Origin of the sequence: Nocardia sp. NBC_00508 (genome assembly GCF_036346875.1) — a bacterium.
GTDB lineage: Bacteria > Actinomycetota > Actinomycetes > Mycobacteriales > Mycobacteriaceae > Nocardia.
On sequence record NZ_CP107852.1, the window covers coordinates 1,523,287 to 1,537,294 of the forward strand.

Consider the following 14,008-nt stretch of genomic DNA (forward strand, 5'->3'; position numbering starts at 1 on the left):
TTCGGTGCGTTGGGTCAGAGCGGGATGTTCTTGTGGTGACTCGCGCGGGCCGGGGCGGCGGCCAGGGCCGCCGCGATGGTGCTGCGGGTCTTGGCCGGGTCGATGACCTGGTCGACGACGCCGATCGCGATAGCGCGCTCCACGCCACCCGCGATGCGCTCGTGTTCGGCGGTCAGCCGCTCGTGCAGCGCTTCGCGCTCTTCCTCCGGCGCGGCCGCGAGCGCCTTCTTGTGCAGGATGCCGACCGCGGCCTTGGCGCCCATCACGGCCACCTCGGAACCCGGCCATGCGTAGACCGCCGTCGCGCCGAGCGAGCGAGCGTTCATGGCGATGTAGGCGCCACCGTAGATCTTGCGCGTCACCAAGGTGACCCGCGGAACGCGCGCCTCGGCGAACGCGTGCAGCAGCTTCGCACCACGGCGCACTACGCCTTCCCATTCCTGGCCGACACCGGGCAAGTAGCCCGGCACGTCGGTGACCACGATCAGCGGAATGCCGAACGCGTCGCACAGCCGCACGAACCGTGCCGCCTTCTCGGCGCTTTCGGAGTTCAGACAGCCACCGAGCCGGATCGGGTTGTTCGCCAGCACACCGACGGTGCGGCCGCCGAGGCGACCGATGCCGGTGACGATGCTGCGGGCGTACCGACCCTGCAGTTCCTCGAACGACGATTCACCGTCGACGTTGTCGAGCAATTCGTGGATGACCGGCTTCACGTCGTAGGCGCGCTTGGCCGAATCCGGCAGCATCGCCTTCAGGTCGATATCGCCGTGCTCGGCGGCGAGCATGTCGAATTCGCCCTGCTCGGCGAACATCGATACCAGGCGGCGGGCGCGGTGCAGCGCGTCGGTCTCGTCGTCGGCGACGATGTGGGTGACGCCGGACTTCTTGCCGTGCGTCTCCGGACCACCGAGGGTGGCCATGTCGACCTGCTCGCCGGTCACGCTGCGCACCACGTCCGGACCGGTCACGAAGACGCGGCCTTCCGGAGCCATGATCACGATGTCGGTGAGCGCCGGACCGTAGGCGGCGCCACCGGCGGCGAAGCCGAGTACGACGGAGATCTGCGGAACCAGGCCGGACGCGCGGACCATCGCCTCGAAGACCTGGCCGACCGCGTGCAGCGCCTCGACACCCTCGGCCAGGCGAGCGCCGCCGGAGTGCCACAGCCCGACCACCGGGACGCCGGAGTCGATGGCGGTGTCGATGGCGTCGACGATGTGCTTGCAGCCCTCCACGCCCATCGCGCCGCCCATCACGGTGGCGTCGGAGCAGTAGGCCACGGTGCGAACACCGTCCACCTCGCCGATGGCAGCGAGAACACCGGACTTGTCACGCGGGTGTAGCGGAAGAATGGTGCCCGGATCGAAGAAGCGCTGGAGTCGGCCTAGCGGATCGCGCGGGTCGGTCGCGGTCTCGTGTTGCACCGCGGGAGCGATGATTGTCATCGCGTTGTCTCCTCACCTCACTGAGTGTGCCGCTGCCGCGGCTGCGTATGTCGAACCACGGCGGGGTCGTGCCACCTCAGGTGGCAGACCCCGCCGGGACCCGTTGTGCAGTTGATCGCGCGGCTATGCCCGACCGAAGGCGAGCGCCACATTGTGCCCGCCGAATCCGAAGGAGTTGTTGATCGCGTACTCGATCTCCTGGCGGCGGGCTTCGCCGCGCACCACATCGAGGTCGATCTCCGGGTCCTGGTTCTCCAGGTTCAGCGTCGGCGGGACGATGCCGTCGCGGATACTCATCACCGTCAGCACGGATTCCAGGGCGCCGACGGCGCCGATCGAGTGACCGAGTGCCGACTTGGGCGCGTACACCGAGGCGTGGTTGCCCACGGCCTTGCTGATCGCGTTCGCCTCGGCGGTGTCGCCGATCGGCGTCGCGGTCGCGTGCGCGTTGATGTGCGTGATGTCCTGCTTGGTCAACCCCGCGGACTGCATCGCCCTGGTCATGGCCCGCGCCGCGCCGTCGCCCGTCGGGTCGGGAGCGACGAGGTGGAAGCCGTCGGAGGTGATGCCTGCGCCGAGCAGGCGCGCGTGGATGGTGGCACCACGCGCCTTCGCGTGCTCCTCGGTCTCGATGACCATGAGCGCGCCCGCCTCGCCGAAGACGAAGCCGTCGCGATCCTTGTCGAAGGGACGCGACGCGCCCTTCGGGTCGTCGTTGCGGGTGCTCATGGCGCGCATCATGGTGAACGCCGCGATCGGCACCGCGTCGATGAAGCCTTCGACGCCACCGGTGACGACCATGTCGGCGTCACCCATGACGATCATGCGCCAGGCGTTGGCGATGGCCTCGGAGCCGGACGAGCATGCCGAGACCGGAGTGACCACTCCCGCCCTGGCCTTCAGTTCGAGACCGACAACGGCCGACGGGCCGTTCGGCATGACCATCTGGACAGCCAACGGCGAAATCTTGCGATAGCCGCCGTTCTTCAGCTTGTCCACGGAATCGATGAGGGCGTCGCCACCACCTAATCCGGTGCCGATGGCCACACCCAGCCGCTCGTGATCGACTTCCGGGCTGCCCGCGTTCCGCCACACCTCGCGACCGAGCACGGTCGCGAGTTGCTCGACGTAGGCCATGCGCCGGCATTCGACACGGGACAGCAGGGTGTCGGGCCGGACCTTCAGGTGACCGCCGATGCGGACCGGAAGGTCGTATTCCTCGACGAAGGAATCCTCGAGAACGTCGATGCCGCTCTCGCCGTTGAGGAGTCCCTTCCACGTCGCATCGACGTCACCCGCGATCGACGTGGTCGCCGCCAGGCTAGTTACGACGACGTTGGGGAAGTTCCCGTTCAAGGTGGAAGGAGTGGTCACAGTGTCGGCCCTACTCGGCGTTGTCGAACTTGGCCTTGAGCTCGGCGGCCGCCTCAGCGTTCTCCGCCTCGAGCTTCTGGATGTATCCGACGGCGTCGCCGACCGTCTTGAGGCTGGCCAGATCCTCGTCCGGGATCTTCACGCCGTACTTGTCCTCGGTCTGCACCGCGATCTCGACCATGGACAGCGAGTCGATGTCCAGGTCGTCGACGAAGGACTTCTCGATCGTCACTTCGGAGGGCTCGATGCCGGTCACCTCTTCGATGATCTTGCCGAGTTCCTCGACGATTTGTTCCTGGGTCAGAGCGGCCACTTCGTGGCTCCCTTCTTGATATTTTGTAGGGCTCTACTGGTTCTTTTTCGGATCGAGCGGGCGGATAGTTACCGCCTGCTCGGTCACGACCTCGCATCTGGATGCGCGGTCGCGGTGGAAAGCTAGCCGGATGTGGTCAGCTCAGCCAACGCGGGGAGGTCTTCCGGGGTCTTCAGGGCCAGCGTCGGCGTACCCTTCAGCTCCCGTTTCGCGATGCCGACGAGGGTGCCCGCCGGCGGCAGTTCCGCCACCGCCGAAACGCCGGCCGTGCGGACGGTTTCGGTGCACAGATCCCACCGGACAGGCCGGGTGACCTGCGCGGCGAGCTTGTCGATCGCATCCTGTCCGGACGCGACGGGCTTGCCGTCGAAGTTCGAGAGCAGGGTCCTGGTCGGCTCGCTCGGCGTGATCTTCGTTATGGCTTCGGTCACAGCATCCTGCGCCGGGGCCATGAAGGCGGTGTGGAACGCGCCCGCGACGGGCAACGCGCGAACCCGGGCCTTCTCCGGGGGATTCGCGGCGAGCTCGGCGAGAGCGTCCAGCCGACCCGCGGCCACGATCTGACCCACCGCGTTGCGGTTGGCCGGAACGAGGTCGAGTTCGGCGAGCCGTTCGAGCACGGCGGCCTCATCGCCACCGAGCACCGCGGACATACCGGTCGGCTCCAGCGCGCACGCCTTGGCCATCTCCGCTCCGCGGATCGCGGCCAACCGGACCGCGTCGTCGGCGGAGATGACTCCGGCGACCGCGGCGGCGGCGAGCTCGCCGACCGAGTGTCCGGCGACGATGGTAGCGGCAGGCAGCGCGTCCTGCGAGATTTCCGAGAACGCGAGCAGTGCCGCGGCGACCACCAGCGGTTGGGTGACCGCGGTATCGGTGATCTCCTCGGCCGTCGCGGTGGTGCCGAGACGAACCAGGTCCAGGCCGGAAGCCTTGGACCACAGGGTGAGGCGCTCATTCGCGCCGGGAAGGTCGAGCCAGGGCGCGAGCATGCCGGGTGCCTGAGAGCCCTGTCCAGGGGCGAACAACGCGATCACGCCTCTAAGAAAACACTGTGAGACCGGCCGAACGAGATGTCGACGCGGATGAAGGTTCCGAGGCGCTTTTGTGGGAGTTCCACAAAAGACCACGTGGCCTGTCCGAATCGACCGATTCGGCGAACGTGTTACATGCCCTCGTTGCCGTATGCGACTTGCGTGACTTCTGGGGTAGGTGTTGACGATTCGTTACGGGTTCGTGTCAGACGACCCACTGTTGCGGCGATTCGGAGCACGTACGCGTCCCGCGGATTCATCGGATCACGGCCGGTGATCTCGGCGATGCGCTTCAAGCGATACCGGACCGTATTTGGATGGACGTACAGCTGACGCGCACACGTCTCGACAGCTCCACCGCAATCCAGATAGGCGTCGAGGGTGTCCGCCAGCGACGACCCCGCCGCGGCCAACGGTAGGACAAGGTACTCGTTCAGCGCGTCGATCGCAGCTCGATCACCCAACAAAGCTCGTTCCGGCAGCAATTCGGTCGCGTGCACCGGTCGCGGGGCCCCGCGCCAGCCCACTACGGCCTCCATGCCCGCCAGCGCCTCCACCGCGCTGGCGTGCGCCGCGCCCAAGGTGCGCGTGGTCGGCCCGATCACCACCGGGCCGTCCGAGAAAACCTCGGCGAGCAAGTCGGCCAGGAACGGGGAGATATACGAGGCGTCGCCCAGATGCCCGGACACCACCATGACCAGCCTGGTGCCCTGCACCACCGCGAGCGCGGCGCGACCGTGCCGCGCCGCGATGGTATGCACCGCCCCCACCGACGAGACGCCCTGCTCGCCCGGCGGGGTCCCCACCAGCACCGTCGCCGGTGCGGTGGCGTCCCAGTTCAGCGTCGCGGCCCGGGAGAGCATGTCCGGACCGCTGTCGCCGCGCACCACGGCGTCGACGACGAGCGCCTCCAGCCGGGTGTCCCACGCACCGCGCGACTCGGCGGCGCTGGCGTACACCGAGGCGGCGGCGAACCCGAGCTCACGCCCGTAGCGCAGCACCGCCTCGGTGAGCGCGACCAGCTGCCGGTCGTTGCGCGCGAGCGCGGGCAGCCACTGCTCGAAGAACTCCATCGCGACGCGGACCATGTCCACGGTCTGGCGCAGCGTCAGCCGCCGCGCCAGGTCCTGCGGGATCACCTGGAAGGCGTCCAGGCTGAACCGGATGTCGCTGTCCGGATCCTGCAGCCACTCCAGAAAGTTCACCACCGCGGTCTGCACCAGCATCTGCACGCCGGCCCGCTGGGCGGCGTCCAGATCGGCGAAGAACGGCAACCGATCCTGCATCGACCCCACCGCCTCGGTGGAGAGGCGGCCGGAGAACTGCTTCACGCGTCTGAGCAGAGTGTCCGGAAGGGGGTCGCGGGTCTGCCGGTTCGGGGAGAGCGCGCCCGTCGGCAGATACACCTCGTGCTCGGAGGAGCCTTCGGAGATCCGTCGCGGCCGCGGCGGTTTACGGTCCACCATCCAATGTTCCGCTACGCGAGGTCTTCGTCCGAACTCACCGCCGGCTTCGGCGCGGCGTCCACGTCGGCGATCCGGTACTTCGCCGCCGCCTCGACGACCTTGGCGGAGTCGATCTTGCCCGCACGGGCCAGACCGGCCAGCGCGGCCACCGCGATGGACTGCGCGTCGACGTTGAACACCCGGCGTGCGGCCGGGCGGGTGTCGGAGAAGCCGAAACCGTCCGTGCCGAGCGTGGTGAAGTCGCCCGGAACCCACTTGCGGACCTGGTCGGGCACCGCGCGCATCCAGTCGGTCGCGGCGACGTACGGGCCTTCGACCCGGGACAGCGCCTCGGTGACGTACGGGACGCCCGGCTCGGCGTCCGGGTTGCGCAGTGCGGCGATCTCCTTGTCCAGCGCCTCCTTGCGGAGTTCGCCCCACGAGGTCACCGACCAGACATCCGCTTGCACGCCCCATTCCTCGGCGAGCAGCGCCTGCGCGCGCAAGCCGTCCGGCACAGTGACGCCGGAGACCAGGATCTGGGCGCGCACCGCGCCCTCACCCCCGCGCTTGTACAGGTAGATGCCCTTGAGCAGACCGGCGATATCCAAGCCCTCCGGCTCGGCGGGCTGTTGGTACGGCTCGTTGTAGAGGGTGATGTAGTAGAAGACGTCCTCGCCGCCGAACTCGCCCGCACTGCCGTGCGGGCGGGCGCCCGGCAGCGGCGCCGAACTCTCCGGCGCAACGCCGCCGCCGTACATCCGGCGCAGGCCGTCCCGGACGATGTGGGCGATCTCGAACGCGAACGCCGGGTCGTAGGTCACCACGGCCGGGTTGGTCGCCGCGAGCAGCAGCGAGTGCCCGTCGTTGTGCTGCAGACCCTCACCGGTCAGCGTGGTGCGTCCCGCGGTCGCACCGAGCACGAAGCCGCGGGCCAGCTGGTCGGCGGCGGCCCACAGCCCGTCGCCGGTGCGCTGGAAGCCGAACATCGAGTAGAAGATGTACAGCGGGATCATCGGCTCGCCATGGGTGGCGTACGCGGTGCCCGCCGCGGTGAACGACGCCGTCGACCCCGCTTCGTTGATGCCCTCGTGCAGGATCTGCCCGACTGCGCTCTCTTTGTAGGCAAGCATCAATTCCGCGTCGACCGATGTGTAGAGCTGGCCGTTGCGGTTGTAGATCTTCAACGAAGGGAACCACGAGTCCATACCGAAGGTCCTGGCCTCGTCGGGGATGATCGGCACGATCCGCTTGCCGATCTCCTTGTCCCGCAGCAGCTCCTTCATCAGCCGCACCAGCGCCATCGTGGTGGCCACGTTCTGCTTGCCGGAGCCCTTGCGCACCGAGCGGTACGCCTCGTCACCGGGAAGCTTCAGCGGCTTCGCCGCCGCGCGCCGCTCGGGCAGGAATCCACCCAGGCTCTTGCGCCGATCGAGCATGTACTGGACCTCCCGCGCCTCCATGCCGGGGTGGTAGTACGGCGGCAGGTACGGGTCCTTCTCCAGTTCGGCGTCACTGATCGGGATTCGCTGCAGGTCGCGGAAGTCCTTGAGGTCCTGCAGGGTCAGCTTCTTCATCTGGTGCGTGGCGTTGCGGCCCTCGAAGTGCTTGCCGAGCGTGTAGCCCTTGATGGTCTTGGCCAGGATCACGGTCGGCTGGCCCTTGTGCGCCATCGCGGCCGCGTAGGCGGCGTACACCTTGCGGTAGTCGTGGCCGCCGCGCTTGAGGTTCCAGATCTCCTGGTCGGTCAGGTCCTGCACCAGTGCCTTGGTGCGCGGGTCCCGGCCGAAGAAGTGATCGCGAACGTAGGCGCCGTCGTTGGCCTTGTACGTCTGGTAGTCCCCGTCGGGAGTGCTGTTCATCAGGTTCACCAGCGCACCGTCGCGGTCGGCGCCCAGCAGCGCGTCCCACTCGCGACCCCAGATCACCTTGATGACGTTCCAGCCCGCACCGCGGAAGAACGACTCCAGCTCCTGGATGATCTTGCCGTTGCCGCGCACCGGGCCGTCCAGGCGCTGCAAGTTGCAGTTGACCACGAAGGTCAGGTTGTCCAGACCCTCCATGGCCGCGACGTGCGCGAGGCCGCGCGACTCCGGCTCGTCCATCTCACCGTCGCCGAGGAACGCCCACACGTGCTGATCGGAGGTGTCCTTGATACCGCGGTCGTGCAGGTAGTGGTTGAACCGGGCCTGGTAGATCGCGTTCATCGGACCCAAGCCCATGGACACCGTGGGGAACTCCCAGAAGGTGTTCAGCAGCCGCGGATGCGGGTAGGACGGCAGCCCGTGGCCGGGTCCGCCGTGGCTGTACTCCTGCCGGAAGCCGTCGAGCTGGTCGGCCGAGAGCCTGCCCTCCAGGAACGCGCGGGCGTAGATGCCCGGCGAGGCGTGACCCTGGATGAAGATCGAATCGCCGCCGCCGGTGTGGTCCTTGCCGCGGAAGAAGTGGTTGAAGCCGACCTCGTAGAGCGCCGCCGAGGACGCGTAGGTCGAGATGTGCCCGCCGACGCCGATACCTGGACGCTGGGCGCGATGCACCATGATCGCGGCGTTCCAGCGGATCCAGGCGCGGAAGCGACGCTCCACCTCTTCGTCGCCGGGGAACCACGGCTCGTTCTCGGTGGGGATGGTGTTGACGTAGTCGGTGGAAGTCAAGGACGGGATGGCGACACGACGTTCACCGGCCCGCTCCAACAGGCGGAGCATGAGGTAACGCGCACGGCCGGGGCCTTCCCGGTCGAGCATTTCATCGAACGACTCGAGCCATTCGCTGGTTTCCTCCGGGTCGATGTCCGGTAGGTAGGACGCCACCCCCTCGCGGATCACCCGCACCCGGCCACCCTGCTGTGGCGCCTGCGGCCCGTTCGGATCGCGGCTCGCGGCGGGAGCAGGGGCGGGGGCGGAACTGGCGCCGGCGGATTTCGCCGGTGCGGGAGAGTGGATCAGGTCGGTCAAATCTGCTCCTCGTACAGGGGTGGACATGCTGTTGGCGTCTTTATCCCCGGGCGGGCTCGCGTGGTTGGCGGACCGCCCGTTTACGAAAGGTTCGGGCGCACCATCCATCCTTGCTGATGGCGCGTCCCAGGTCATCATGTCAGCCGCAAATCCAGTAAGTTCGACTGGCAAGGTGAGCATGATGAGCCGTGGCAGCCGTGAGGAGCGGGGAGGACGATGAAGCTGCTGAACCCACGCGGGTTCGGGATGGCGTGCGCCGGCGGCGCCGTCGCCATCGGGATGGTGGTGGCCGGATGCGCCAACCGGGTCGAGGGCTCGGCGAGCCCGAACGCGAGCGATCTGGCGGCGTACCAGACCGAGGCGGCGTCCTCGTCGGCGGCGGCGACGTCCTCGCGGCGCGCGGCGGCCCAGGCCACGGCCATCGCCGACAACTGCGGACAGTTCCCCACCACCACCGGTATCGGAGTCACCAAGTACAACGACTTCGTCGACGCGCACGATTCGAACGCGCCCGACTACGTCGCCAAGCGGGACTCGGCCGCCCAAACCCTCGAGGACGCCGCGAACACCGTGGAAAGCGGTGTGAACGCCGCCAAGGACACGCTGCCGCCGGACCTGGCCGCCACCTTCACCGAGTACGTGATCGCGGCGCGCGCTCTGGCCGGTGCGACGCGCGGGATGACCTACACCGCACCGGTCGGAGCGCTCAACGACGCCAGCAGACGGGTGAACGACGCACGCAACGCCGTGCGCGACTCCTGCCCGAAACGCTGAGAACGCCCCTGACACACCATCGCAACGCGACATTCGGTAGCTATTTAGCCGGATCGGCTTGCGCTGAAGCCCATAACCATGTTCGCTTGCAACTATCTATTGTCGGGAGTTGAGGAGGACACCACCGTGGTCGCCGCGGCGGACGCGCAGAACTACGCTCAGAAGCTTGGCATTTCACACGGCTTGGTTGTCCAGGAGTTGGGCTGGGACGAAGACGTCGACGACAACCTGCGGGCCGACGTCGAGGATGCGATCGGCGGCGAACTAGTCGACGAGGACTCCGACGAGGTGATCGACGTCGTGCTGCTGTGGTGGCGCGATGGGGATGGTGACCTGGTGGACGCCTTGATGGACGCGATCGGCCCGCTCGCCGACGACGGTTTCGTCTGGGTGCTCACGCCCAAGACCGGGCAGCCGGGCCATGTCGAGCCGAGCGAGATCGCCGAATCCGCGCCGACAGCCGGCTTGACCCAGACCTCGGCGATCAGTCTCGGTGCGTGGACGGGCAGTCGCCTGGTGCAGCCCAAGGCTCCCTCGAAGCAGCGCTGAGCCGCCGCGTATGGTTTCCACCAGGGCGATCTCGCACGCCCGTCCGGTGAAGCCCGACACGATGGAGGATTCGCTATGCCGCTAGAGGTTGGCACTGTCGCGCCGGATTTCACGCTGAAGGACCAGAACAACCAGGAAGTCAGCCTGGCGGACTACCGCGGAAAGAAGAACGTGCTCATCGTCTTCTACCCGCTCGCGTTCACCGGGATCTGCCAGGGCGAGTTGTGCAAGGTCCGCGACGAGCTGCCGAAGTTCCAGAACGACAACGCGGAGATCCTCGCGATATCGGTGGGCCCGCCGCCCACGCACAAGATCTGGGCCGCCGAACAGGGCTACATCTTCCCGCTGCTGTCGGATTTCTGGCCGCACGGAGCGGTGGCCCAGGCCTACGGGGTGTTCAACGACAAGTCCGGATACCCCAACCGCGGCACGTTCGTCGTCGACCGCGAGGGCTACATCCGCTTCGCCGAGATGAACGGCCCCGGCGAGGCCCGTGACCAGGCGGCTTGGGAGAAAGCGCTCGCCGCGCTAGATTCATAGACCGCCGGTCACGGTCCGGGCGTATAGCTCAGCGGTAGAGCACTGGTTTTACACACCAGCGGTCGGGGGTTCGATCCCCTCTGCGCCCACCGATGAAGTACCAGCCAGACAAGGGTTTTCTACGCCCGACCTTCTGCTCCGCGCATTCCGTGGAGCAAACGTGGAGCACGTGACCATTCCGGCCAAGCGGGCCGCGCCATCGCCCGGTGCCACCACAGACTCCGAATACTCCCACATCCGCTCGCATGCACAGGGAAGCGATGTGTCATGCACCACTCCAGGTTCGGGATGTTGCGACGACTACTAGAACCCGAGTACGCGGAACGGGGTTCAGCCGACCGGGAGTTTCACCACCGGATCGTGGCCCAGGTCGGTGACGTATACGTTGTCCGCCGTGTCGACCGCCACACCCTGGGGATTCTTCAGGCCGGTGAACGGCAGCGGGGTCGGCGTCGACGCGCCCGCCGCCAACCTCACCACCCATTTGTTACCCCAGTCGACGATGTACAGGTCTCCCGCCGTGTCGACCGCCACACCCTGGGGATCTTTGAGCCCCGTGAACGGCAACGTGGTCGGTTCCGATGCGCCCGCCGCCAACATCACCACCCGCTCGGTACCCAATTCGGTGATGTATATGTTGCCCGCCGTGTCGACCGCCAGACCCTGGGGATCTCGGAGCCCCGTGAACGGCAGCGTCGTCGGTGCCGCCGCGCCCGCCGCCAACCTCACCACCCGATCATTACCCCAGTCGGCGACGTACACGTCTCCCGCCCTGTCGACCGCCACACCATGGGGATTCTTCAGGCCGGTGAACGGCAGCGGGGTCGGCGTCGACGCGCCCGCCGCCAATTTCACCACCCGATCGTTACTCGTGTCGGTGACGTATACGTTGCCCGCCGTGTCGACCGCCACACCCTGGGGATTATTCAGGCCGATGAACGGCAGCGGGGTCGGCGTCGACGCGCCCGCCGCCAATTTCACCACCCGATCGTTACCCATGTCGGTGACGTATACGTTGCCCGCCGTGTCGACCGCCACATCGGTGGGCAGGCTGACGCCGGTGAACGGCAGCGGAGTCTGTGCCGAGTAGCCCGGGGCGATAGGCGTGGGCGAGTCGCCACCGTCGCCTGATTCCCGTTGGACACCGATGACGACAGCTACGGCGGCCACCACCGTAACCGCGACCGCGGCGGCGAGCAGCCCGGCGGTCTTGGGCGACAATCTGATTCGCCGCCCATGGCGCGCAGCTACGGCCACGGTGGCGCTGACCGCGGAATCGCCCACCGCGGCGCAGGCCGCCGCGGCCAACTCGCGTACGGTCTGATAACGACTGTCGGGGTTTTTGGCCATTCCCTTGGCGATGACCGCATCGAACGCAGTCGGTACATCGGGTGTAGTGGTGCTGGGACGCGGGGGTGGGGTGTGCAGGTGATGGGCCATCACACCCTGTATCCCCAATTCGCTCGCAAACGGCGGCCGGCCGGTCAGGCACTCATACAGCACGCACGTCAACGCGTACACGTCTACTCGGGCATCGGCCTTGACCTCCGCGCCGATCTCCTCCGGCGCCATGTAGGCGACGGTGCCGATGGTCTCGCCGACCGCGGTCAGCGTAAGGTCGTCGGCGGCGTGGGCGATCCCGAAGTCGATCAGGGAGGCGAACTCATCGGCCCCTAGCAGGATGTTGGTGGGTTTGACATCGCGGTGGACCAGCCCGGCGTCGTGGGCCGCCTGCAGCGCGCCGGCCACCTGCGCGATGATCGCCACGGCCCGCCGCGGCGACAAGGCCCCTTCTCGCGTGATCACCTTGCGCAGGTCAGTGCCCTCGATCAAGCGCATATTCAGATAGAGCCGACCGTCGATGTCGCCGAAGTCGTGGATGGGGATCACATGCGGCTCGGTCAACTGCGCCACCGCCCGGCACTCCCGGCGGAACCGCTCGCGCAGCTGCTCGTCATCGGCGAAGCGCTCGGGCAACACCTTGAGCGCCACCACCCGGTTGGTCAGCGAATCATGCGCCCGCCACACCTGGCCCATGCCGCCCTGACCCAGCAGCGACAGGAGCCGATAGCGTCCGAACGCCTCCGCCGGCCCCCAAGTGGCGTCCCCGCCACCCACTAACGTGTCACCCATTGTGCCGTTAACGTGTCATCCATTGTGCCGTCCCTTGACCACCCGACTGGCAAACGGTGTACTTGCTTGCATTCCAACCCCGCCCGAGCGGGTAGCCCACACTGGTTGATTCAGCCAGGCCAGACAGTCGAGAGTCGCCTATCGTCGGCGGGCGCATGCTCATGCCGGCAAGTACGCGGCCGGGCATTGCCCCGCCACCGGTCCGAGTGCGCGGATCGTGCCGAAATCCGGCCAACAAACCTGTCGCAAGTTCAGCGTACCTCTGAGCCATACGACCAACTTCGTGAAGCCGCCGACTTCCGGACGCCATGCCCTGCTCGCCTGTCCCCGATGCCGGGCCCGCCGCCTCCAGCGCTCCGGGGTAGACGTGCCCGTACACCCGCAGCGGCACCGCCGGATCATGGCCAAGCCACTTCGCCACCGCCGCGCCGGTGTCCAAGAGGTCACTCCTGGAGCAAGCACCGCCAGGACTTCAAGGGAATGACGCAGGACGACCTCGCGGAAAAGGTCTATCAGATCATCCAAGGTCCACAAATGGAGCGTCTGGGCAAAGACTACAAAGGCGACCCGGTCATGATGCGCTACGACGGGTTCATCGTCATCGTCGACCCCAGCACTACTGATCACGGCACCGTCTACCGGCCGAAGGACCCATTGGGCGAGTTCATCCGCCTCACCAACCAGACCACGGATCCATCACTCGACCCTTCCAGGGTCCCCGGCGGCACCGGAGGGACGCCTCCCGGAAAGCCTGGCGGTAGTCGATGACTACGAGATCAGGAGAGCTTTCGTTGGAATTCGATATGTCGAAGCTGACGCCCAGGGAACACGACTTCGTCGACTCGGCCCTGGCCAGCTGGGTCGGAGTGTCTACGAACGCACCGATTCCGGTGCGGGCGCTGGGGTTTGCCGACCGGGACCGGTTCGATGACGAGGCCGCCAGGCTCCGTCGCGCTGTCCGCGACGGCGCGATGTTGACCGAGGTCGAGACCGCGAGGGCGCTGTTCCTGAGCGAACTGGCTTTCGGCAGCGACCTGTTCGGCGCGGGCGTGGAATTCCAACTGGTCAGCCCGATGCGCGACGCCGAAGCGATCACCATCCTTCGCTCCCTGCAACGGAAGCTCTATACCCGCGCAGGCGCCAATGCGCTGTTCAAACCCGAGCTGTACGCACCCGAATAGGCCCGAACCACAAGATGGACAGTTCGGAGAGACACCGGAATAGCCAACCGGCATGCATGCGCACGGCCGACCGCGACACCCCTACACCAGCAAATCGCCGACGAACTCGGCCACACCAGCCGATCAGGCGCGTATCGCGCCGCCCGGTACGCGCGCAATCGACTCCGCACGGCCACCCGCAGGAAGACAACACGCTCCGCAGGTCGGCAGACCGATCCACGTTGACCACCGGAGGTGGTCAGTCGTCGTAGTCGCTTGGCCAG

General features: G+C 67.2%; 12 protein-coding genes and 1 tRNA gene. 6 read left to right on the forward strand and 7 right to left on the reverse strand.

The features are described 5' to 3' along the window. Positions 1-14: 14 nt before the first annotated feature. The 6 genes from OHA40_RS06745 to aceE form a co-directional block, all read right to left on the reverse strand. Positions 15-1,448 (reverse strand): acyl-CoA carboxylase subunit beta, encoded by a 1,434-nt coding sequence (locus OHA40_RS06745; RefSeq protein ID WP_330232208.1) that lies wholly within the window; start codon positions 1,446-1,448, stop codon positions 15-17. 123 nt (positions 1,449-1,571) lie between these two features. Then, a complete protein-coding gene (locus OHA40_RS06750) occupies positions 1,572-2,822 on the reverse strand; it encodes a KasA/KasB family beta-ketoacyl-ACP synthase (protein WP_330232209.1) in 1,251 nt (416 codons plus the stop codon). A gap of 10 nt (positions 2,823-2,832) precedes the next feature. Then, positions 2,833-3,135: a meromycolate extension acyl carrier protein AcpM gene (gene acpM / locus OHA40_RS06755; protein WP_067470056.1), complete on the reverse strand. Its 303-nt coding sequence runs from the start codon at positions 3,133-3,135 to the stop codon at positions 2,833-2,835. Positions 3,136-3,257: 122 nt separating this feature from the next. Beyond that, positions 3,258-4,172 carry an ACP S-malonyltransferase gene (locus OHA40_RS06760; protein ID WP_330232210.1) on the reverse strand — a complete coding sequence of 305 codons (915 nt, stop codon included), beginning with the start codon at positions 4,170-4,172 and terminating at the stop codon, positions 3,258-3,260. A 128-nt stretch (positions 4,173-4,300) separates the two neighbouring features. Continuing rightward, positions 4,301-5,635 carry a PucR family transcriptional regulator gene (locus OHA40_RS06765; protein WP_330232211.1) on the reverse strand — a complete coding sequence of 445 codons (1,335 nt, stop codon included), beginning with the start codon at positions 5,633-5,635 and terminating at the stop codon, positions 4,301-4,303. Positions 5,636-5,646: 11 nt separating this feature from the next. Then, positions 5,647-8,595 carry a pyruvate dehydrogenase (acetyl-transferring), homodimeric type gene (gene aceE / locus OHA40_RS06770; RefSeq protein ID WP_442943940.1) on the reverse strand — a complete coding sequence of 983 codons (2,949 nt, stop codon included), beginning with the start codon at positions 8,593-8,595 and terminating at the stop codon, positions 5,647-5,649. A gap of 189 nt (positions 8,596-8,784) precedes the next feature. Between aceE and OHA40_RS06775 the strand changes: the two genes are divergently transcribed. From OHA40_RS06775 to OHA40_RS06790, 4 genes are all read left to right on the forward strand, one after another. Continuing rightward, positions 8,785-9,342 (forward strand): hypothetical protein, encoded by a 558-nt coding sequence (locus tag OHA40_RS06775; RefSeq protein ID WP_330232213.1) that lies wholly within the window; start codon positions 8,785-8,787, stop codon positions 9,340-9,342. Positions 9,343-9,468: 126 nt separating this feature from the next. After that, on the forward strand, positions 9,469-9,891 hold the full coding sequence (locus OHA40_RS06780; protein WP_330234073.1) for a DUF3052 domain-containing protein: 423 nt from the start codon (positions 9,469-9,471) through the stop codon (positions 9,889-9,891). Positions 9,892-9,966: 75 nt separating this feature from the next. Next, entirely contained in the window at positions 9,967-10,431 is a 465-nt protein-coding gene (locus OHA40_RS06785; RefSeq protein WP_330232214.1) for a peroxiredoxin, read from the forward strand. Positions 10,432-10,448: 17 nt separating this feature from the next. Beyond that, positions 10,449-10,520: transfer RNA gene (locus OHA40_RS06790), tRNA-Val, on the forward strand. Positions 10,521-10,761: 241 nt separating this feature from the next. Here the strand turns inward: OHA40_RS06790 and OHA40_RS06795 are convergent. Then, positions 10,762-12,564 (reverse strand): serine/threonine-protein kinase PknD, encoded by a 1,803-nt coding sequence (locus OHA40_RS06795; RefSeq protein ID WP_330232215.1) that lies wholly within the window; start codon positions 12,562-12,564, stop codon positions 10,762-10,764. A gap of 480 nt (positions 12,565-13,044) precedes the next feature. On the opposite strand from OHA40_RS06795, the gene OHA40_RS06800 reads away from it, so the two are divergent. Both OHA40_RS06800 and OHA40_RS06805 read left to right on the forward strand, forming a co-directional pair. Next, positions 13,045-13,332, forward strand: a complete 288-nt coding sequence (locus OHA40_RS06800) for a hypothetical protein (RefSeq protein WP_330232216.1) — start codon at positions 13,045-13,047, stop codon at positions 13,330-13,332. 35 nt (positions 13,333-13,367) lie between these two features. Further along, entirely contained in the window at positions 13,368-13,745 is a 378-nt protein-coding gene (locus OHA40_RS06805; RefSeq protein ID WP_330232217.1) for a hypothetical protein, read from the forward strand. The last annotated feature ends 263 nt before the right edge of the window (positions 13,746-14,008 follow it).

Excerpts from the sequence above, each read along its gene's own strand:
- OHA40_RS06745 (WP_330232208.1), bottom strand. The coding sequence starts at position 1,448 with ATGACAATCATCGCTCCCGCGGTGCAACACGAGACCGCGACCGACCCG.
- OHA40_RS06765 (WP_330232211.1), bottom strand. The coding sequence starts at position 5,635 with ATGGTGGACCGTAAACCGCCGCGGCCGCGACGGATCTCCGAAGGCTCC.
- aceE (WP_442943940.1), bottom strand. The coding sequence starts at position 8,595 with ATGTCCACCCCTGTACGAGGAGCAGATTTGACCGACCTGATCCACTCT.
- OHA40_RS06775 (WP_330232213.1), top strand. The coding sequence starts at position 8,785 with ATGAAGCTGCTGAACCCACGCGGGTTCGGGATGGCGTGCGCCGGCGGC.
- OHA40_RS06785 (WP_330232214.1), top strand. The coding sequence starts at position 9,967 with ATGCCGCTAGAGGTTGGCACTGTCGCGCCGGATTTCACGCTGAAGGAC.
- OHA40_RS06795 (WP_330232215.1), bottom strand. The coding sequence starts at position 12,564 with ATGGGTGACACGTTAGTGGGTGGCGGGGACGCCACTTGGGGGCCGGCG.
- OHA40_RS06800 (WP_330232216.1), top strand. The coding sequence starts at position 13,045 with ATGACGCAGGACGACCTCGCGGAAAAGGTCTATCAGATCATCCAAGGT.
- OHA40_RS06805 (WP_330232217.1), top strand. The coding sequence starts at position 13,368 with ATGTCGAAGCTGACGCCCAGGGAACACGACTTCGTCGACTCGGCCCTG.